Source organism: Rhodoferax antarcticus ANT.BR (assembly GCF_001938565.1).
Classification (GTDB): domain Bacteria; phylum Pseudomonadota; class Gammaproteobacteria; order Burkholderiales; family Burkholderiaceae_C; genus Rhodoferax; species Rhodoferax antarcticus.
Window position 1 is genome coordinate 926527 of record NZ_MSYM01000013.1, and the last position, 18854, is coordinate 945380.

15 protein-coding genes, 2 tRNA genes and 2 pseudogenes are annotated in these 18854 nt (G+C 59.4%); 13 read left to right on the top strand and 6 right to left on the bottom strand.

What is annotated here, in order from left to right; genetic code table 11:
* Nucleotides 1–31: 31 nt before the first annotated feature.
* Nucleotides 32–728 (top strand): annotated as a pseudogene (locus BLL52_RS13140) (transposase).
* Nucleotides 729–1272: 544 nt separating this feature from the next.
* On the opposite strand, the gene BLL52_RS13145 reads toward BLL52_RS13140, so the two are convergent.
* Nucleotides 1273–2703 (bottom strand): AAA family ATPase, encoded by a 1431-nt coding sequence (locus BLL52_RS13145; RefSeq protein WP_075587049.1) that lies wholly within the window; start codon nt 2701–2703, stop codon nt 1273–1275.
* 156 nt (nt 2704–2859) lie between these two features.
* Between BLL52_RS13145 and BLL52_RS13150 the strand changes: the two genes are divergently transcribed.
* The gene (locus tag BLL52_RS13150) at nt 2860–4035 is read left to right on the top strand and encodes a hypothetical protein (protein WP_139313387.1); all 1176 of its coding nucleotides are present in this window, start codon (nt 2860–2862) and stop codon (nt 4033–4035) included.
* Between the two features lie 397 nt (nt 4036–4432).
* On the opposite strand, the gene BLL52_RS13155 is transcribed toward BLL52_RS13150, so the two are convergent.
* Nucleotides 4433–4508 (bottom strand) — tRNA-Asn (locus tag BLL52_RS13155).
* A gap of 135 nt (nt 4509–4643) precedes the next feature.
* Between BLL52_RS13155 and BLL52_RS13160 the strand changes: the two genes are divergently transcribed.
* Nucleotides 4644–4718 (top strand) — tRNA-Val (locus tag BLL52_RS13160).
* A 99-nt stretch (nt 4719–4817) separates the two neighbouring features.
* A pseudogene (locus tag BLL52_RS13165) lies at nt 4818–5809 on the top strand (NAD(P)/FAD-dependent oxidoreductase).
* A 128-nt stretch (nt 5810–5937) separates the two neighbouring features.
* Here the strand turns inward: BLL52_RS13165 and rpsT are convergent.
* A complete protein-coding gene (gene rpsT, locus BLL52_RS13170; protein WP_075587051.1) occupies nt 5938–6249 on the bottom strand; it encodes a 30S ribosomal protein S20 in 312 nt (103 codons plus the stop codon).
* Between the two features lie 117 nt (nt 6250–6366).
* Here rpsT and murJ point away from each other — a divergent pair, with 117 nt between their 5' ends.
* The 3 genes from murJ (at nt 6367) to brnA (ending at nt 9524) form a co-directional block, all read left to right on the top strand.
* Nucleotides 6367–7932, top strand: coding sequence for a murein biosynthesis integral membrane protein MurJ (murJ, locus tag BLL52_RS13175; protein WP_075587052.1), 1566 nt, complete (start codon nt 6367–6369; stop codon nt 7930–7932).
* A gap of 12 nt (nt 7933–7944) precedes the next feature.
* Nucleotides 7945–8796 carry a SirB1 family protein gene (locus tag BLL52_RS13180; protein ID WP_075587053.1) on the top strand — a complete coding sequence of 284 codons (852 nt, stop codon included), beginning with the start codon at nt 7945–7947 and terminating at the stop codon, nt 8794–8796.
* Nucleotides 8797–9212: 416 nt separating this feature from the next.
* Nucleotides 9213–9524: a type II toxin-antitoxin system BrnA family antitoxin gene (gene brnA / locus BLL52_RS21460; protein ID WP_241839148.1), complete on the top strand. Its 312-nt coding sequence runs from the start codon at nt 9213–9215 to the stop codon at nt 9522–9524.
* Nucleotides 9525–9658: 134 nt separating this feature from the next.
* On the opposite strand, the gene purM is transcribed toward brnA, so the two are convergent.
* Nucleotides 9659–10735 carry a phosphoribosylformylglycinamidine cyclo-ligase gene (gene purM / locus BLL52_RS13195; protein ID WP_075587262.1) on the bottom strand — a complete coding sequence of 359 codons (1077 nt, stop codon included), beginning with the start codon at nt 10733–10735 and terminating at the stop codon, nt 9659–9661.
* Between the two features lie 131 nt (nt 10736–10866).
* On the opposite strand from purM, the gene BLL52_RS13200 reads away from it, so the two are divergent.
* The 6 genes from BLL52_RS13200 to BLL52_RS13225 all read left to right on the top strand — a co-directional run bounded on the left by BLL52_RS13200 (nt 10867) and on the right by BLL52_RS13225 (nt 17685).
* The gene (locus tag BLL52_RS13200; RefSeq protein WP_075587054.1) at nt 10867–11952 is read left to right on the top strand and encodes an AI-2E family transporter; all 1086 of its coding nucleotides are present in this window, start codon (nt 10867–10869) and stop codon (nt 11950–11952) included.
* Between the two features lie 121 nt (nt 11953–12073).
* Complete coding sequence (gene hda / locus BLL52_RS13205; RefSeq protein ID WP_075587263.1) at nt 12074–12763, top strand: DnaA regulatory inactivator Hda; 690 nt, start codon at nt 12074–12076, stop codon at nt 12761–12763.
* Nucleotides 12760–13482: an HAD family hydrolase gene (locus BLL52_RS13210; RefSeq protein ID WP_241839149.1), complete on the top strand. Its 723-nt coding sequence runs from the start codon at nt 12760–12762 to the stop codon at nt 13480–13482. Before hda ends, BLL52_RS13210 begins: the two co-directional genes overlap by 4 nt.
* A gap of 90 nt (nt 13483–13572) precedes the next feature.
* A complete protein-coding gene (pcnB, locus tag BLL52_RS13215; protein ID WP_075587056.1) occupies nt 13573–15243 on the top strand; it encodes a polynucleotide adenylyltransferase PcnB in 1671 nt (556 codons plus the stop codon).
* Nucleotides 15244–15261: 18 nt separating this feature from the next.
* Nucleotides 15262–15777, top strand: coding sequence for a 2-amino-4-hydroxy-6-hydroxymethyldihydropteridine diphosphokinase (gene folK, locus BLL52_RS13220; protein ID WP_075587057.1), 516 nt, complete (start codon nt 15262–15264; stop codon nt 15775–15777).
* Between the two features lie 75 nt (nt 15778–15852).
* Nucleotides 15853–17685, top strand: coding sequence for a methyl-accepting chemotaxis protein (locus BLL52_RS13225; RefSeq protein WP_075587058.1), 1833 nt, complete (start codon nt 15853–15855; stop codon nt 17683–17685).
* On the opposite strand, the gene BLL52_RS13230 is transcribed toward BLL52_RS13225, so the two are convergent.
* Nucleotides 17682–18146: a RidA family protein gene (locus tag BLL52_RS13230; protein ID WP_075587059.1), complete on the bottom strand. Its 465-nt coding sequence runs from the start codon at nt 18144–18146 to the stop codon at nt 17682–17684. The two genes, BLL52_RS13225 and BLL52_RS13230, sit on opposite strands and share 4 nt — an antisense overlap.
* A gap of 106 nt (nt 18147–18252) precedes the next feature.
* Nucleotides 18253–18759, bottom strand: coding sequence for a hemerythrin domain-containing protein (locus tag BLL52_RS13235; RefSeq protein WP_075587060.1), 507 nt, complete (start codon nt 18757–18759; stop codon nt 18253–18255).
* Nucleotides 18760–18854 lie beyond the last annotated feature (95 nt).

Here is an 18854-nt window from a genome sequence, read left to right on the forward strand (position 1 = left end):
GGATTCGGGCTTCCTTGATTCCCGCCAGCCCATGCCCAACAAACACAACGAAGATCGACGCCACCATATTGCAAAGAAGTCGATGAAGGCGACCAACTGGTCAGGCTATAACGCCGCACTGCGTCGGCTGTCGCAGTTTGACGCTGTGGGTGACAGAGGAGGCAATTGCCGCGTGGCAGGCCCCAGCACGATTGACCCGCGGCGGCCAATCACACATTTCCCTGGGGCGATTGTCCACAGGCCCACTGCACGTGGTCATCGACAGCACGGGATTGAAAGTCTTTGGTGCCGGCCAGTGGCTGGCTGAGAAACACGGCCAGCGCTCAAGGCGGTGTTGGCGAAAACTTCACCTTGCGCTGGATGCCAACACCAACCAGATTGTGGCCTGCGTGCTCACCTCGCAGGATATGGATGACCCCTCCCAAGTAGGGCCGCTACTGGATCAAATTCCTGCGGACATCGAGATTGACCATCGTGACGCAACGTGATGCCCACGTGTTGATGATGGAGTCCCTGGGCAGGCTGGGCTGGCAGGAGGCTGCCGGCTACGGCAAGAGATCGCTGGTGGAAACTGCGATGGGGCGCTACAAGACCATTATTGGAGCCCGACTGCGTTCGCGCCGACCGGATGCAAGCGGTGCGAAGCGGCCATCGGGGTGGCGGTCTTGAACCGCATGATGGCGCTCGCACGCCCGAACTCCATGCGTGCTGCAACCGCTACCGCATAGACTCGGGCATCAAGACCAAAGCTCGCCTTTTTGCTGATCCATGCAACAACGCCATGGTGCAACACACCATCAAAGCCCAGGTAGAGCACCAATTCGCCCACACCCTTTGGCGCTTTGATGCGGCTGAGCCGGTCCATCTTTTCCTGGTGCCGGTTCTCTTGCGTATGCGCCGGGCACAGGGTGAGCATCCAGTCGGCCTCCAGGTCGATCTCGCCCGGCTCGCCGCAAACGCCGCACAGGTGCTTGGTTTTCGCCACCGCGTTGTTAACCCTCTTGGTAATCACGTCCGGTCGGTCCTGGTCAGGCCCCATGTCCCAATGCCAGCGAGCCATACCCAACTTCTCTTTGCACTGGACCCAATGGAAGCCGCGCTTGTCATCACCCAGTTCGGCATCGATGTCCTGACACAGGGCTTCGAACGTCTGACACCAGCCCTGCAGCACGGAGAGCCCGATGTTTTTGCCCGCGAACATGTAGGGGAAGCGACCCGTGATCCGCGCTGGGATGTGAATTGTGTCCATGATTCGTCCTGTCGTTTGCAAGATCAGTGGTATTTCCATGTTGGTCCGGCGGGCTTGCGGTCAATATCACCGTCTTGCCTGTCTCCAGCCAACTCCGGCGTGTCCGGGGCCGCAGGTAACACCAGCTCAGCCAAGGTCTGGTCGAACTGCAAAGCATTCGAAAACGCCTCCCTGACCAGGCGCACCAGTTTTCTGATGTCCAAGTCCGTCCGGCTGGCCAGCACTTCACAAGTGCCCTCATCCATCGTGATCTGCCTTTTGGTTTTGGCACACAGATCGGCATGGGTCTCACGGATGATGCGCAGGCGTTGCGCCCGCTCAGGCCGGGGAACATGGAACACCTCGACCCGTGACAGCAGCGCAGGGGGCACGCCATCCAAACTATTGGCCGTCAGGATGACAACCACCCGGCTGGCATCGAACTCCATTTCAAAGAACTGGTCCTTGAATTTTTTGGCGGTATTGGCATCCAGCAGGTCGAGCAGCACCGGCAACACGGGGTATTGCCCACCAAGGCCGATTTTGTCCACCTCATCGATGACCATGACCGGCGATGCCGACTCGTCTTCGGCGAGCAAGGCGATCAGCGATCCTGGCCGTGCCCCGATGTAAGTGGAGTGCGAGCCAGTCAACTGAAAACCGCCCTGTGCGCCGCCCGCACTGATCTTCTCAGTAGCCACGCCCAATGCCTCGGCCAGTTGGGTTGCCAAGTAGGTTTTGCCAATACCGGGCTCGCCCAGCAGCAGGATCGGCGTGATGCGGAATTCATCCGGGTCCATGGCGGCGGCCAAGACCAGATCGCGTTGCAGGCTGGCAATGGGCTCCACCAGGTTCTCGAAGCGGGCTTTGGCTTCTTGGAGTTTGGCGTGGGCTTTGCGGGCATCGGGCACCACTCGGTAGCCGTCATTGACTTGGGCGTTTTGCAGGATGCGCTCAGAACACGATTTTTTGTCTACCGTGAGGCCGCTCACCATCTGTACGGCTTTGGCGACGGCTTGTGGGTCGAACACCTCGATGCCGTTTTGTCGCCGTCCAGCGCCGCCCACCGTGCCTAATGCGAATGCGATTTTCCAATCCATGTAGCAACGCTTGATCTGAGGTGCCACCGCATCGTCGTTGACCATTTCCAATTTTCCGGTCAACCCTTTGCGCCACTTCGATGCACTTGGTTGTTTCCATGCTTCCCTTTCTTGGGAAAAAGACAGGAGTATTTGTCGGGGGCTATCCCACGTCGGATCGACAAGATAAAGCAGCACTTCTGCCAGCGTCTTGTCTCGCGTCCCATAGGCTGTGGACATCAGCACTGCCACCAGCAGATCGAATGAAAACTGGCGAGTCACAAAATCCAGATTGTCCGGGGCGTCGGCGAGCAGGCGGGATGCCAGGGCCATCGCGTCGGCCAGGTCGTCATCAGTGCCGATGCGAATGCAGGACAGATCGAAGTCTTTTTTCATGGTTTCTTTCCCTGTTGTGATGATGAATCCGGCTGAAAGAACTCGCTTCCTTCCTGATTCGTTATATTATTAGTCCGTATATTCGGCGAATAATTGACTAGAACATTTATTAAACAAATGTTATTTGTCCGGCCACTTAAGAACAGAATGAAAAGCATGGAAGCTCTCAAAATTCATGACCTGACCTTCGCCCAATTCGCGCTCGCCATGGTTCCTTGCTGGGGGATTTATCAGACCAACGGACTCGATGTCCAGCCCAGCACAGCCCAGTGGCTGGCCAGCCTATGGGACAGTGCAGACAAGCGGGTGACGATCTCCATCAATTGGCAGGACACGCCGCTCAAGGACGAGCTGCCGCCAGCTGCGCTAACGTACCGATTCAATGACTTGTCGCTGCAGGCAAGCGCCTTGGCGCTTGGGCTTGATGCCGGGGTTCATGCTGACCTGCGCCTGGTGGCAGAACTCATGGCCACGCGCAATGCCTGGTTCAGTGCGATTGATCACCACTGCGGTCAATCCGATGAGTTGCTGTCCAACGATGTGGCGCAGGACTATGTGCGGCTGAGCTGCAACTGGCTGCAGCATCCCTGGGTGCGGGTCAGCGTGCGACGCTACAAGATGGAGCAGGCCAATGCAAAAGCCCTGCTGGCGAAAAACCCTACCGCCGCACCAGAAATGTCCAGCAATCCACTGTGGCCCAGCACCCAAGTCATCTATGGGCGTTGCGACCCCCTCACGCCACAAGAAGAGGCGCAGCATCAGGCAAAACTCGACGGCATCGACTACTGGATCACGAAGTTCGAATATGCCGACAAATGCTGGTCTTCCGAGTTTGATATTTACGCCTGGGAGGCCCAATGCGACATGGACGTGGCCAACCGAAAAATTACCGGCCTGCAGGAAATCATTGATAAGCAGCAGGCACTGATTCGAGAATTTGAGCGCGTCATCAAGGTGAACAAGCGCCGTGAAGCCGAAATCAATGGCACCGATAAATCGGGGCGTCCACCCAAATTGGTGGAGCGTCAGGAAGTGACGCTCAAATTCACAGTGCGATGGGTGCAATCCTTGATGGACACGCTCCAAGTGAGCAGTTGCGCCAAGTTGGAAGAAACGATTTGTGGGAGTTCCCAGCGTAACTGGAGCCGCTGGCTCAGTGCTCAGGCCGTGCCGACCAGCAAAAGCTTCGCCATTCTGCAAGCCTCAAAAATCACGCGCGGGCGCTATGAAGGCCAGCCGCTCCAAGCGGTGCAGACCACCCCGGCATCGGCGGACATGCTGAAACTGATCCGCTTGACGGGCGTGGCTCTGAAGCAGTCAGCCTCGGCTTGAGAACTCAGCCGGGTCTAATTCCCGGCAGCCTCAAGTCAAAACAGCGTTTGGGTCACAAAACTCACGCGGGTCCGGGGCTGACTTGGATCCCGAGCAAACAAATTCGAGCGCATCGGCTCAGTTAGTTTGGTGACGTTCTAATATAGCACCCCGGAAACGAGCAGGCTCTGATTGCCCATTAGTTCAGGTCAGGGATAAGGTGGTTTTTACGCTCAGCTGCCAATTCGTCTTAACGACGGTTCCCTTTTTCCGGGGTTTTGATCGTGACCTTGGCTTGGCCATTGCTGTAGTGAATTTCGAGGGGCGCACATTTATTTGCCAGACCCAATGCGGAACTCACGCAAGCAAAAAAAGCACCTAGCGTTTCCACTAAGTGCTTGTTTCTGTTCAGAATTTTTGGCTCCTCGACCTGGGCTCGAACCAGGGACCTACGGATTAACAGTCCGGCGCTCTACCAACTGAGCTATCGAGGAACAAGCCCAGAATTATAGCCCGGCGTTCGCGTTTTTTGGCCTCGGGAGTCACAAAAAGGCATGAATTTTACTGTTCACCATTTAAAGAAGTACGTCGGAGCTGTGGCATAATTTAGGGCTTGTCTCAACGGACAAGGGCGGTTAGCTCAGGGGTAGAGCACAGCATTCACACTGCTGGGGTCGGAGGTTCGAAACCTCCACCGCCCACCAGATTTCATGAAAAGGACCTAGGCGTTTGCCCGGTCCTTTTTTTTCGTCTGGCGCCAACCAGAGTCTGACAAGATGCTGATTTTCTACGGGGCCGACTGGATGGATCAAGTTGAGTGTGTGGTGGTGGGCGCTGGGGTGGTCGACTTAGCGGTGGCACGTGCGCTGGCGCTTACCCGGCGTGAGGTGCTGGTGCTGCAAGCCGCCGCCGGCATTGGCACGGCAATCAGTTCGCGCAACAGCGAGGTGATCCACGCTGGCATTTATTACCCGCAAGACTCGCTCAAGGCGCGCTTGTGTGTGCAGGGCAGGGCGCTGCTGTGTGACTACTGCGCCCAGCGCAGCGTGGGTCATCTGCGCTGCGGCAAATTCATTGTGGCCACCACGCTAGGGCAGGTGGCAGAACTTCAGCGCATTCAGGATAGGGCCAGCCGCAACGGCGTGACTGACTTGCTGCTGCTAAGTGCTGCCCAAGTTCGGCAGTCGGAGCCAGCGCTGCACTGCGAGGCCGCTTTGTTGTCACCCAGCACAGGTATTGTGGACAGCCCCGCGCTGATGCTTGCTTTGCAAGGTGATCTGGAAAGCGCGGGTGGCGTTTTAGCATTAAATTCGCCTCTAGCCCTTATGCATAAAGCGCGAGCAGCTATAGAATTAGAAGCGGTTGATGGCGCGCAGTTGTGCGCGAGGCTGGTCGTCAACGCGGCGGGCCTGGGTGCAGTGGGTCTGGCCCAGCGCTGCGTTGGCCTTGATGGTTGCCATATTCCTAAAGCGTTTTATGCCAAGGGCAATTACTTCACCTTGACTGGGCGTGCGCCGTTTTCGCACTTGGTGTACCCGGTGTCCGAGGCGAGGCTTTTTATGCCGAGGTGCGCAAGTATTGGCCTGACCTGCGCGGTGGCGCGCTGCAACCCGGCTACGCGGGGATTCGCCCCAAGCTCAGTGGCCCGGGCCAACCGGCGGCCGATTTTTGGATTCAGGGGCCAGCCGAGCATGGTGTGCCGGGATTGGTCAATCTGCTGGGCATCGAGTCCCCGGGGCTGACCGCCTCTTTGGCGATTGGACAACACGTCCTTGAGTTGTTGACCCAAAAGTGATCGCTGCAGAAGAAGCACCAGACGCAAAAAAGCCGTCCTGAGACGGCTTTTTTGCTTTTGCTGACAGCGCACCCGTTACAAACGGCGCCGTCCTGATCCCTCAGGACGACGTGCGATTTGCCTAAAAATTAGGCAGCTGCTGCCACGGGTGCAGCCAAGGCTTTCACCTTGGCAGACAGGCGGCTCTTATCGCGTGCAGCCTTGTTTTTGTGGAAGATGCCCTTATCAGCCACGGTGTCAACGATGGCTTGCATCTTGCCAAACAACTCGGTTGCTTTGGCCTTGTCACCCGTCAGAACGGCTTTTTCAACGTTCTTCACCGAGGTGCGGTACTGGGAACGCAGCGAGGTGTTCGCGGCGTTGATCTTGATGTCTTGGCGGACGCGTTTACGGCCCGACGCCAGGCGCGGGTTCTTCTTTTTGGGTTTTGTAGATGCCATGATTGATGTTCCTTGAGTCTGTGGATGTTGTCAGCAAAGCCCGTGATTCTAGCAGTCTCAAGCTGGCGCGACCTGTAAAAGCCAGCGCCTGCCGGGCGCACGGCTACACTTTGCCGCGTGAGTCTCTTCAAATCTGCTTCTATCGTCTCTGTGTTGACATTGGTTTCACGCATTACCGGGCTGGTGCGTGAGCTGCTGATTGCGTCGACCTTTGGCGCGTCTGCCATGACCGACGCCTTCAACGTGGCGTTTCGCATCCCCAACCTGTTCCGGCGGCTTTTTGGCGAAGGCGCGTTCAGCCAGGCGTTTGTGCCGGTGTTGGCCGCCTCCAAAGCGCAGCAGGGCGACGCTGCCACCCGTCTGGTCATTGACCGCGTGGCCACGGTGCTGGCTTGGGCGTTGCTGGGGTTGAGCGTGATGGGCGTGCTGGGTGCAGGCGCTCTGGTGTGGCTCATGGCCAGCGGCCTCAAGCAAGACCCACGCGGGTTTGAGGTGGCGGTGGTGATGACGCGCTGGATGTTTCCGTACATCGCCTTTATGTCGCTGGTGGCCTTGGGTGCGGGCGTGCTCAATACCTGGAAGCGTTTTGCCGTGCCGGCGGCCACGCCGGTGTTGCTCAATATCTGCATGATTGCGGCGGCTTGGCTTGGCGCACCGTGGTTCAAATCGATGGGCATCGAGCCAATTTATGCGCTGGCAGGTGGTGTGCTGCTGGGCGGCATGGCGCAGCTTGGCGTGCAGTGGTGGGCGTTGAAGCGGCTGGATTTGCAGCCACGCATGAGCGGGCGCTGGTCAGCACTGCGCGAGGCCTGGGCCTGCGCCGAAACCAAAAACGTGTTGCGCCTGATGGGCCCGGCGCTGCTGGGCGTGAGTGTGGCGCACATCTCGATGCTGATCAACACGCAAATCGCCTCGCACCTGCGCCCTGGCAGTGTGAGCTGGATCACCTATGCCGACCGGCTGATGGAGTTCCCCACCGCCATGCTGGGCGTGGCCATGGGTGTGGTGCTGATGCCGCAACTGGCCCTAGCCCGTGCCAGTGGCGAAAGCGCCAAATACTCGGGCATGCTCGACTGGGGCCTGCGTCTGGTGGCGCTGCTGGCCATTCCGTGTGCGGTGGCGCTGTTGGTGTTCCCGACGCCGCTGGTGACGGTGCTTTACCACTATGGTGCGATGACTGACTTTGACGTGCAACAAGTCACCTACGCGTTGATGGGCTGGGGCGTGGGGCTGGTTGGGATTGTGGCTATCAAAGTGCTGGCGCCGGGCTACTACGCCAGCCAGGACACCAAAACCCCGGTGCGCATCGCCGTCGGGGTGCTGGTGTTTACCCAGTTGCTGAACATCTTTCTGGTGCCGATATTTGCGCATGCGGCGCTGACGCTGTCGATTGGTATCGGTGCCATGGTGAATGCGCTGTGGCTGCTGGTGGGCTTGATCAAACGTGGCAGTTACAAGCCAGAGCCTGGCTGGGGGGTGTTTCTGATGCAGGTGCTGGCGGGCTGTGTTTTGCTGGCTGTTTTCCTGATGTGGGCCAATGGGCACTGGAACTGGACTGCCTTGCGCGCTGAGAGCTTTAAGAGAATTTGGCTTCTAGCCCTTATTCTGTCTGCGTCAGCAGCTATATATTTCGGAGCGGTCGCTGTGGCGGGTTTGCAACTGCGCCAACTCCTGCGCCGGTAGACAATGTCTCACATGAATCTATGTCTGAACGTCCCCACACCGCTGGAGTATTTTGCCTCGCTGGTGCATACCGATGCCGAGTTTGCGCTGCTGGAGGCCGCCGTAAGCCTGGCGCAGGACGAGTACCCTGACATCAGCGTGCAGCAGGTGCTGGGGGAAGTAGACCAGCTGCTGGCGCGCCTGCAGCGCCGCCTGCCCCTTGATGCCGGCCCGCTGCAAAAACTGCGCTTGCTCAACCAGTTTGTTTACCGCGACCTGAATTTCGCCGGTAACTTCAACAACTACTCAGACCCCGACAACAGCTATGTCCATGTGGTGCTGCGCACCCGCTTGGCCATTCCGATCTCGATGGCCGTGATCTGGCTGGAGTTGGCGCAAGGCATTGGCCTGAAAGCGCGCGGCGTGTCGTTTCCGGGGCATTTCATGGTCAAGGTCAACATGACCGAAGGCCAGGTAGTAATTGACCCGCTCACCGGCCAGTCGCTCAGCCGCGAGGAACTGGCCGAGCGTGTCGAGCCGTACCGCAGCCTGGCCAGCCTGGTGGACGAGCAAGAAGTGCCGCTGGGCCTCTACCTGCAAGCCGCCAAGCCGCGCGACATCATTGCCCGCATGCTGCACAACCTGAAAGAGATTCACGCTGTGCAGGAAGACTGGCACCGCCTGATCACTGTTCAAGACCGCCTGATTGTGCTCATGCCGCAAGCCTGGCCCGAGTACCGCGACCGCGGCCTGGCCCATGCCGAAGCCGGCCACCCCGGCCATGCGCTGGAAGACCTGGAAACCTATCTGGCCAACGCCGGGGTGACCAACGACCGCTCGGCGATTGCTGCCCGCGCAGCAGAACTGCGCCGCGCCACGCACTGAGCGGGCTGGCCGATGCGCGCGATTGTTAACAACGATTCCTGGTGTTTGTGTCAACGTCGGCCGAAGTGTCTGCAACGGTGGTTTGACCGCTCACCGGCTCATCCGTCATGACGCCTCAGTCACCACAGTGGCGCTTAAAACGCAGCTACAAGTGCCACCATTGCCCCAGAAGTTAGAAGCTCGAACCGGTTGTTGTGAATCCAATCGTTTGAAGCATGGCATGGATTTTGTTGACGCGCAGAGTCTTTAGGGCGATCCGATGCTGCTGGAGATCCCGGCAGAAACTGACGATGAACCGCGCTTTCTCGCCATAGGGCGGATCGACGCCAAACACTGGTCGGCGGTTTTGACCTAACGTGGCGTCAACATCCGGTTGATTTCCGTTCGTCGCTCACGCACTGAAGAGGTAGCACTTTATGAAAGCTGAAAAATTTGAGCATCAGTTTGATGACGGGCTTGACGTCACCGCTTCTTTGGACTTGTCCAAGGCAAAACGTGTGCTGCAGACGCAAAAACGGGTGAACGTTGATTTTCCAACCTGGATGATTGATTCCCTGGACCGCGAAGCCAGCAAGCTCGGTGTGACTAGGCAGTCGGTGATCAAGGTCTGGTTGGCCGGGCGCAGGCTCAATTCGCGTGGTGTGAAAGGTGGCGCACCAACACAAGTGGTGAAACACGGCAACCAGCAAACCTGCACCGTCACCCGCGAGCAAGCCGGAGAACGGTAACCCCACCGCCCGCCTGGCGGCACATCAAAGTTATATGAATTATTGCCTTCTAGCCCTTATAGATAAAGCGCTAGTAGCTATTTAGTCGATAGCAAAAAAGCTCAGCCAGGCGCCAGGCTGCCAAGCGGAAAAGCTTAGCCCACCACCACCGCAGCGCCGTCGCCTATTGGCGCAATCACGCCAATCTCATACACCGTCTCACCCGCAGCGCGCAGGGTGGCGGCGCAGGCGGGGGCTTGGGCGGCATCTATCACCACCACCATGCCAATGCCGTTGTTGAAGGTGCGGTTCATCTCGATATCGTCAATGCCGGCCGTGGCTTGCAACCAGGCAAACAGTTCGGTTTGTGGCCAGCTGTCTTTTTTTAGATGTGCGGCCATGCCTTCGGGCAGCACGCGGGGGATGTTTTCCAGCAGGCCGCCACCAGTGATGTGGGCCAGCGCTTTGATGCCTGAAGACGACCCAGGGGTCGTGGGGTGCGCCGCCAACGCCGCCAGCATGTTTTTCACATACAGGCGGGTGGGTTCCATCAGCGCTTGCTTAAAGGGTTTGCCGTCCAGCATGGCCGGAACGGTGCCTGCTTTTTCTGCGCGCTCAATGCATTTGCGCACCAGGCTGAAGCCGTTGGAGTGCACGCCGCTGCTGGCCAGGCCCAGCACCACGTCGCCGGGTTTCACGTCAGCGCCAGTCAGAATCTTGGATTTCTCGACCGCACCGACGGCAAAACCGGCCAGATCGTATTCACCGGCCGGGTACATGCCGGGCATCTCGGCGGTTTCGCCGCCAATCAGCGCGCAGCCAGACAGCTCGCAGCCTTTGGCAATGCCGCCCACCACGGCGGCGGCGGTGTCCACGTCGAGCTTGCCGCAGGCAAAGTAGTCCAGAAAAAACAGCGGTTCAGCGCCTTGCACTAGCACGTCGTTCACGCTCATAGCCACCAGGTCAATGCCCACGGTGTCGTGCATTTGCCACTCAAACGCCAGTTTCAGCTTGGTGCCCACGCCGTCGGTGCCGCTCACCAGCACCGGCTCTTTGTAGCGCTTGGGCACTTCAAATAGCGCGCCAAAGCCACCAATACCGGCCAACACACCTTCGCGCATGGTTTTTTTGGCCAGAGGTTTGATGCGCTCCACCAGCGCGTCGCCAGCGTCAATGTCAACGCCTGCGTCTTTGTAGGAGAGGGCGGTGATGGGGGTGTTTGAAGTGGTCATGAGGTGGTTCTGGTGCAAAAAAGCGGTCATAAATCCGGTAACGAGCCGGGTGCCACTGCGCCGCGGGCGGGGCCGATAGAATTTACGCAGATTTTAAGGGTACGGCCCCCCGCCGGTTTTTCGGTTATTTGATGCAATTCACCTCCACTCAGAAAAGGGCAGCGGCCTGGTTGGCGTTCTTGATCGGCTTTGTGCTGTTGCTATGGCTGCTGGCCCCGGTGCTGACACCGTTTGTGGTGGCGGCCATCCTGGCCTATGCGCTTACGCCGGTGGTGGACTGGCTGGATGACCTGGGCCGCGGGCGCATTCCACGCCTGCTGGCGGTGGTGTTGGTGGAACTGGTGTTTTTGCTGCTGCTACTGGCCTTGCTGCTGCTGGTGGTGCCGATTCTGGTGAAACAACTGCCGCTGCTGCGTGAACAGGTGCCGCCGCTGCTGGATCGCTTTAACGGCTTTTTGCAGCCCCTTTTGTCGCAGTTTGGTCTGCATGTGGCGCTGGATGTGGCCGGGCTCAAGGCCTTTGCCACGGAGCACCTCAACGCGAATTTTCAGGACAGCCTGGGGCGTTTGCTGGAGTCGGCCAAGTTTGGGGGCAGTGTGGCGCTGTCGGTGTTGGGCAACGCGGTGCTGATTCCAGTGGTGCTGTTTTACCTGTTGATGGAGTGGCGTCGGTTCATGGCGCTGTTGCTGAACCTGGTGCCGCCGCGCCTGCGCGCAGGGGTTGACAGTTTCACCCAAGACGCCGATGGCGTGCTGGGCCAGTATCTGCGCGGGCAACTGCTGGTGATGGCGGTGCTGGCGGTGTATTACAGCGTGGGTTTGGCGCTGTTTGGGTTGGACCTGGCGCTGCCGATTGGGGTGTTTACCGGGCTGGCAGTGGCGATTCCGTACCTGGGTTTTGGGCTCGGTCTGGTGATGGCACTGCTGGCAGGTTTTCTGGAGTTTTCTACGCAGGCTGGGCATATCAGCGCCTGGGTGATGGTGGCCGTGGTCTACGGGCTGGGTCAGTTGGGGGAAAGTTTTTTCCTCACCCCGCGGTTGGTGGGTGAGCGCATGGGCCTGCATCCGGTGGTGGTTATTTTTGCGCTGCTGGCGTTTGGCCATTTGCTGGGCTTTGTCGGCGTGCTGATTGCGCTGCCGTTGAGCGCCGTGCTGCTGGTGGCTGGGCGCCGCCTTCGCAGCACCTATTTGGACAGTGCGCTATACCGCGAATCTTGATCCTGGATTCCTCAGTTGACCGCTTTTTGATATCACCCACTTCTTATGAAAATTGATGGTTTGAGCGTTGTTTTGATTCACCTTTTGGGTGGCAGCGCGTCCAACTGAGGGATCCAGGATGATGAAACAGCTGGTGCTAGACATGGGCTTGGGCAAGGGGCCGAGCCTGAGTAATTTTTGCGTTGGCCCCAACGCAGCGGCGCAGGAGCATTTGCAACTCTGGCTGGGCCAGCCGAGCCACGCAGCCGTGCCGCGCTCCCCGGTGCCCACCTACCTGTGGGGCTCGAGCGGCTGTGGTAAGTCGCACCTGCTGCACGCGGTGCGCAGCGCCTTGCAGGCACAGGGTCAGCGGGTGGGTTGGCTCAATGCAACTACTTCTGTAGCGGATGAGTTCGATAATGCCTGGGTTGCAGTGCTATTGGACGATGTGCATGCGTTTGACGCGGCGCAGCAGCAGGCGGCTTTCAACTGGTTTGTGAACGCCCAGACGCAGCCCATTGCCGTGCTGGCGGCAGGCAATTTGCCCCCGGCAGATTTGCAGCTGCGCGACGATTTGCGCACCCGCCTGGGCTGGGGCCATGTGTTTGCCTTGCAGACCCTTGACGACACCCAACGCCGCGAGGTGCTTCGCGCCAACGCCCTGGCACGCGGCATTGCTTTAAGTGACGAGGTGATGGACTTCATGCTGACGCGTTTCAGCCGCGATCTGGGCAGCCTGATCGAACTGCTGGACCTGATGGACGGCTACGCCCTGCAAACCCAACGCGCCATCACCATTCCCCTGATCAAAACCATGATGGACAACGCATGACTATGAATAAACCGAACGCAGCACATGAAGTGACAAGCGCGGGCGTGACAAGACTGGCTCTTTTCGACCTGGACCACACCCTGATCCCCGCTGACTCCGACTACGAGTGGGGCGTGTTTACCACCGCGCTGGGCTGGAACGACGCGGCAGACTTTGCCATCCAAAACGATGTTTTTTACCGCCAATACAAGGCAGGCACGCTCGATATTCACGCGTACGTCCGTTTTGCCACGCGTGCCATTCGCCAGCAAGGCGCTATTAAATCAGAAGCTGCTCACGCAGATTTCATGAGGGCTGTGGTGCTAAAAGTCATTCAACCGCAGGCCCGGCAGCTGGTGCAAGAGCATCAGGCAGCGGGCGATGCGGTGGTTATCGTCACCGCCACCAATGAATTTGTGACGCGCCCGATTGCCACCGCCTTCTGCGTGCCTGAGCTGATTGCCATCAACCTCGCGCGCGATCCGGACACTGGCTGGTTTACTGGCGAAATTGACGGTGTTCCTTCGTTTCGTGAAGGCAAGGTGGCGCGCGTAGAGCAGTGGCTGGCCAACCGCCAACTGGGCTGGGGCGATGTGCAGAGCACGTTTTACTCGGACTCGATCAATGACCTGCCGTTGCTTGAGCACGTGACCCACCCGGTGGCCACCAACCCCGACGACCGCCTGCGCGCGATTGCCCTGGAGCGCGGCTGGCGCATACTTGAGCTTTTTAAAGACTGACCTGAACGCGCGGGCTGTTTTGCCAGACGTGAACCGCCATTTAGCCAAGCACCATCGTGCATTCAGAAAAATGACGAACTACCCACAACAATGATCAAACGATTCTTCGACAAACTGCTGGGCAAATCTGCCCCAGCCGCAGCAAAAAACCCCTTTGGCAAGCGCCTGGAGATAGGGCCTGAGGTGCACGGCATCAACCCGGCACTGGTGGACGAGCGTGCCAACAACGTGGTGCGCACCCTGAAAAACGCTGGTTTTGAGGCCTACATCGTCGGCGGCGCGGTGCGCGACCTGATGCTTGGCCTGGCCCCCAAAGACTTTGATGTGGCTACCAACGCCACCCCCGAGCAGGTGAAAAACCTGTTCCGGCGTGCCTTCATCATCGGGCGGCGCTTTCGCATCGTGCACGTGATCTACGGGCGCGGTCGCGAGCATGAGGTGATTGAGGTGTCCACCTTTCGCGCCTATCTGGACAACGCCGCCGCCGAGCAGGTGGCGGGCAACGAAAAAACCAGCAAAAGTGATCTTGCGGGCATGAAGCACGCGGTGGACAGCACCGGTCGTGTACTGCGCGACAACGTCTGGGGACCGCAAGATGAAGACGCCGCCCGGCGCGACTTCACCATCAACGCCATGTATTACGACCCTGAGACACAAATCGTCGTCGATTTCCACCATGGCATGAAAGATGCCAAGGCGCGCTCAATCCGTATGATTGGTGATGCGGCCACGCGCTACCGCGAAGACCCGGTGCGCATCATTCGCGCGGTGCGTTTTGCTGCCAAGTTGCACGGCCTGGGCTTCAGTCTGGAGCCCAAAACCGCCTCGCCACTGGTGAAAAGCCAGTCACTGCTGCTGGAGGTGCCGCAAAGCCGCATGTTTGACGAAATGCTCAAGCTGTTGCAAACCGGCCACGCGTTGGCATCTATCGACAAGCTCAAGGAGCTTGGCATGGCGCGCGGTATTTACCCGCTGCTCGACGTGGTGGTGGAGCGTGCTGAGCAGCCGTTTGTGAAAGCCGCGCTGCTAGATACTGACCGCCGTGTGGGTGAAGGCAAGCCGGTGGCACCCAGCTTTTTACTGGCCTGCGTGTTGTGGGCAGATGTGCGCGACGGCTGGGTCAAGCGGCTGGCGGCGCGACAGCATTCGCACCCGGCGCTGATGGACGCGATTGACGATGCGTTCAACGCCCGTATTGGTGACGTGTCTGGACGCGGCAAGCTCGCCAGTGACATGCGCGACATCTGGACCATGCAACCCCGCTTTGAAAAACGCACCGGCAGTGCTGCTTTTGGCCTGGTGGAACAGCCGCGTTTCAGGGCGGCCTTTGACTTCATGCGTCTGCGTGCAGAAAACGGCGAGCTTGAAGAAGTGCTGTCTGACTGGTGGGAAGCATTCAGCATGGCTGACGACAACCTGCGCAACGACATGGTAGACGCGGTCAAACTGGAGCAACAGCAGCGCCCCAAAGCAGCGCGCACGCCGCGCGTGCACAAGCTGCCCACGCGCAGTGCCGACGGCTTGCCCGCGGCGTTGTCAACCGCTGCGGCTGCGCCAATCCCGATCGATCAAAACGATGCAGATCATGTGCAAGCCGCCGCAACCGACGGCACAGAAGCGCCCAAAAAGCGCCGCCGCAAGCGCCGCAGCCCCAGCCGTGGCGCAGGTGAAGGCGCGACAGGTGGCGCTGGTGAAGGCGAAGGTCAGGGTGAGGTTCAAGGCGCAAGTCAAGCCGCCTCCCGCCCAGAGACGCAGAACTGATCGGCGCGGTTCACCTGCATGACCCAGGCAACCCCTGCTGAGGTGCTGGCCTATGTGGCGCTGGGTGCCAATCTGGGCGATGCCCAGGCCACTGTTTTGCAGGCTGTCAATGCGCTGGCTCAGCTACCAGGCACGCGGCTACTGCGCGCCTCCAGCCTGTACCGCACCGCGCCGTTTGAGGCCAGCGGGCCGGACTTCATCAACGCGGTAGCCGCCATCAGCACCCGTTTGAGTGCGCCGGAGCTGCTCTTGAATTTGCAGCAGCTCGAACATGACCAAGGCCGCCAGAGACCTTTCAAGAACGCCCCGCGCACGCTCGACCTGGACATCTTGCTGTATGGCAACGCCGTCATCAACAGCCCTGACCTGCAGGTGCCGCATCCGCGCATGCTCCAGCGCGCCTTTGTGCTGGTGCCGCTGGCCGAGATTGCGCCTGAGCGGGTGAGTGACGCCCAACTGGCGGCGCTGGCGTTGCAAACCGTGCAGCCACTGCCAGATGCGAAGCCGCTCTCGCCTGCGTCAAAAGCACGCTAAACCAGTTGGCTGGCGCGCTACCATTGATGTCTGTCAAAAATTTTGGGTGTTTTGCCCGGTCGTTCGGAGAAATTCATGAGTTTCCAAAATCTTCGCCTGGCCTCCAAGCTGTGGCTGTCTACCGGTTTGATCGTGCTGGGCATGGTGCTGGTGGTGGGCTTCACCGCTGTGCAGTCGGCCAGTAACCGCGCAGAGAGCACCGTAGCGCTGGACCAGCTCAATACCCGCGTCAAAGCGGCGATGCGCTGGGCGGCTTTGTCGCAAACCAACTCGGCGCGCACCCAGGCGCTGATGCTGAGTGCCGATCCGGCTCTGGAAGCGGGCCTGAAAGAGGTCTATGCCGACACCTCGGCGCAAATCAGCACCATCCAGAAAGCCATTGAGGCTGAAGACCTGAGCACCCAGGACCGCGACCAGCTTAAAACCATTGCGACCAACCGCAAGGCAGTGCTGGAGGCGCGTGCCACCGCCATGCAGCAGCGCACTGAGGGGCTGCCAGAGGCGTTTGCAGCCACCATTGCCACGGTGTTTCAGCCTGCCATGGCCGCGTATCAAGAGTCCCAGCGCAACTTTTTGACCCTGCAAGAGCAACATTTTGAGGCGACCCGTGTCATGTTTGCCGAGCGTGCGCAGCGTATGATTTTGATCTCTAGCGCTCTGATGGCCTTGCTGGTTGTGTGCATTTTGGCCGGTGCAGCTTGGCTGATCCGCTCCATTCGCCGTCCGCTTTTAGTCGCCAATGACCTCGCCGCCAAAATTGCTCAGGGTGATTTAAGCATGGCCATTGACACCGCGCGGGGTGACGAGTTTGGCGACTTGATGAAGTCGCTGGCGGGTATGAACACCTCCCTGGGCACCATGGTCAACCAGGTGCGCCACAGTACCGACAGCATCGCCACCGCCAGCGCCGAGATCGCCCAGGGCAACAATGACTTGGCGCAGCGCACCGAGCAGACTTCTGGCAACTTGCAGTCCACTGCATCAAACATGGACCACCTGACGCAAACCGTGCAAGTCAGTGCCGACAACGCCCGCCAGGCTACGACGCTGGCTGCCAATGCGTCCAAAGTCGCGCAGCGCGGCGGTCAGGTGGTGCAGCAGGTGGTGAGCACCATGCAAGACATCAACGTCAGCAGCCGCAAGATTGCTGACATCATTGGTGTGATTGACGGCATTGCGTTCCAGACCAACATTCTGGCGCTTAACGCTGCCGTGGAAGCTGCCCGAGCTGGTGAGCAAGGGCGCGGCTTTGCGGTGGTGGCCAGCGAGGTGCGCAGCCTAGCGCAGCGCAGCGCCGAGGCCGCCAAAGAGATCAAGACGCTGATTACCACCTCGGTGGACAAGGTGGCTTCGGGCACGCAACTGGTGTCAGACGCCGGTGCCACTATGGAAGACATCGTGCAGTCGGTGCGCAAGGTGGCAGATGTGATTGGTGAAATTACCGCTGCATCGGGCGAGCAAAGCAGCCAGATTTCCGGCATTAACCAGGCCATTGGCGGGCTGGACCAGATGACGCAGCAAAATGCCGCGTTGGTAGAGCAAAGCGCCGCTGCTGCTGAGAGCCTGCGGGATCAGGCTGACCAACTGGCGCGCGCCGTGGCGGTGTTCAAAACCAGCCACAGCCTGTCAGCCATACCGCAAAACCCCACCCGCGACATCACGCCGCGCCCGCAAGCCTTGGCTTACAAGCGGCCAACTGCACTGGCTAGGCCGCAGGCCAAGGCGGCTTTGCCGGGTGTATCGGCTGCGAAAAAACTGGCGGCGCCTGCCAAAATGCCCGCCAAAGTGCCAGTTAGTCGAGCTGCTGCAGCGCCACCGACATTGACCAGACCGGTGTCGGTCAAGCCCGCCATCGCGCTCAAACCCGCACCAGCCAAGCCAGCCGGGGACGAGTGGGAAACGTTTTAAGCTGCGGCGATTTCGGCAATCATTTCAATTTCAACGCAGGCCCCCAGCGGGATCTGCGCCACGCCAAAGGCGCTGCGAGCATGCGCGCCAATGTCTGCGCCAAAGACTTGTCCGATCAACTCGCTGGCGCCGTTGGTCACCAGATGTTGCTCGGTGAAGTCACCGGTGGAGTTCACCAGTGACATCAGCTTGACGATGCGCGTCACCCGGTTCAGGTCGCCCACGCCGGCGTGCAGCGTGCCCAGCAGCTCAATGGCGATGCTGCGGGCCGCCAGCTTGCCTTCTTCCGTGTTGATGTCTTTGCCCAACTGACCCACCCAGGCCTTGCCGTCTTTCTTGGCAATGTGACCGCTCAGGAACACCAGATTGCCGGTTTGCACATACGGCACATAAGCCGCTGCGGGAATGGCGATGGGCGGCAAGGTGATGTTGAGTTCAGCGAGTTTGGCGTAAATGCTCATGGCAATCCTTTATATAAGAAATTGGCCTCTAGCCCTTTATTTATAAGCGCTAGTAGCTATGAAATAAATAGTGAACAGGCCGCTTAGGGCCGCTTGGGTCTGCACGTCAGGCGAGTCCCAGTTTAGCGTCTGGCGCCTCAATCGTGGAACGGCTCTCGCCGTGGCAGCCCTCAATGGTTTGCTCAGGCAGCGCTTCAGGGCGTAGCACCTGGCCGCTGCGGTGGTCGTAGCCAAGGCTGTGCAAATGCTCGGCCAGCGCGGCGTCCATGGCCTGGGCGTGCTGTGGGAACCAGACCCCCAGTTCTTCGGCCATTTGCCGCACCACCGCCAGGTTCCCGGTAAGACCGCGCTTGCTGCCCTCGCGCATGACTTTCAGCACCGCCTGGTGCTGGGTGGTGTGGCAGTTGTTGGCAGCAAAACCGGTGTCGGTCATCCAGCGGTCTTCGCGGGCAAAGTGCTCGTCGGTGTGCGTCACCAACGTCTGCCACAGCGGCAGCAGATCGGTGTCGCTGGCTTGAACCACCTGTGCCAGAAGCTGCACAAATTCCTGGTGGGTGTCGTCCATCACCGGCATCCCCAGCGTGAAGGTGTCCGACCATCGCAAAACTGCCATACCGATCCCTTTGAAAAAGCAAATTCGCCAGCATAGGGTTCTTGCGCCGCAGTGCATTGATCAAAATCACGAAGGCGTGATGTCACGGCAGCTGA

Coding starts and splice junctions, on each gene's coding strand:
- BLL52_RS13145 (WP_075587049.1), bottom strand. CDS start 2,703: ATGAAAAAAGACTTCGATCTGTCCTGCATTCGCATCGGCACTGATGAC.
- BLL52_RS13150 (WP_139313387.1), top strand. CDS start 2,860: ATGGAAGCTCTCAAAATTCATGACCTGACCTTCGCCCAATTCGCGCTC.
- rpsT (WP_075587051.1), bottom strand. CDS start 6,249: ATGGCATCTACAAAACCCAAAAAGAAGAACCCGCGCCTGGCGTCGGGC.
- BLL52_RS13180 (WP_075587053.1), top strand. CDS start 7,945: ATGAATCTATGTCTGAACGTCCCCACACCGCTGGAGTATTTTGCCTCG.
- brnA (WP_241839148.1), top strand. CDS start 9,213: ATGAAAGCTGAAAAATTTGAGCATCAGTTTGATGACGGGCTTGACGTC.
- purM (WP_075587262.1), bottom strand. CDS start 10,735: ATGACCACTTCAAACACCCCCATCACCGCCCTCTCCTACAAAGACGCA.
- BLL52_RS13200 (WP_075587054.1), top strand. CDS start 10,867: ATGCAATTCACCTCCACTCAGAAAAGGGCAGCGGCCTGGTTGGCGTTC.
- hda (WP_075587263.1), top strand. CDS start 12,074: ATGAAACAGCTGGTGCTAGACATGGGCTTGGGCAAGGGGCCGAGCCTG.
- BLL52_RS13210 (WP_241839149.1), top strand. CDS start 12,760: ATGACTATGAATAAACCGAACGCAGCACATGAAGTGACAAGCGCGGGC.
- pcnB (WP_075587056.1), top strand. CDS start 13,573: ATGATCAAACGATTCTTCGACAAACTGCTGGGCAAATCTGCCCCAGCC.
- folK (WP_075587057.1), top strand. CDS start 15,262: ATGACCCAGGCAACCCCTGCTGAGGTGCTGGCCTATGTGGCGCTGGGT.
- BLL52_RS13225 (WP_075587058.1), top strand. CDS start 15,853: ATGAGTTTCCAAAATCTTCGCCTGGCCTCCAAGCTGTGGCTGTCTACC.
- BLL52_RS13230 (WP_075587059.1), bottom strand. CDS start 18,146: ATGAGCATTTACGCCAAACTCGCTGAACTCAACATCACCTTGCCGCCC.
- BLL52_RS13235 (WP_075587060.1), bottom strand. CDS start 18,759: ATGGCAGTTTTGCGATGGTCGGACACCTTCACGCTGGGGATGCCGGTG.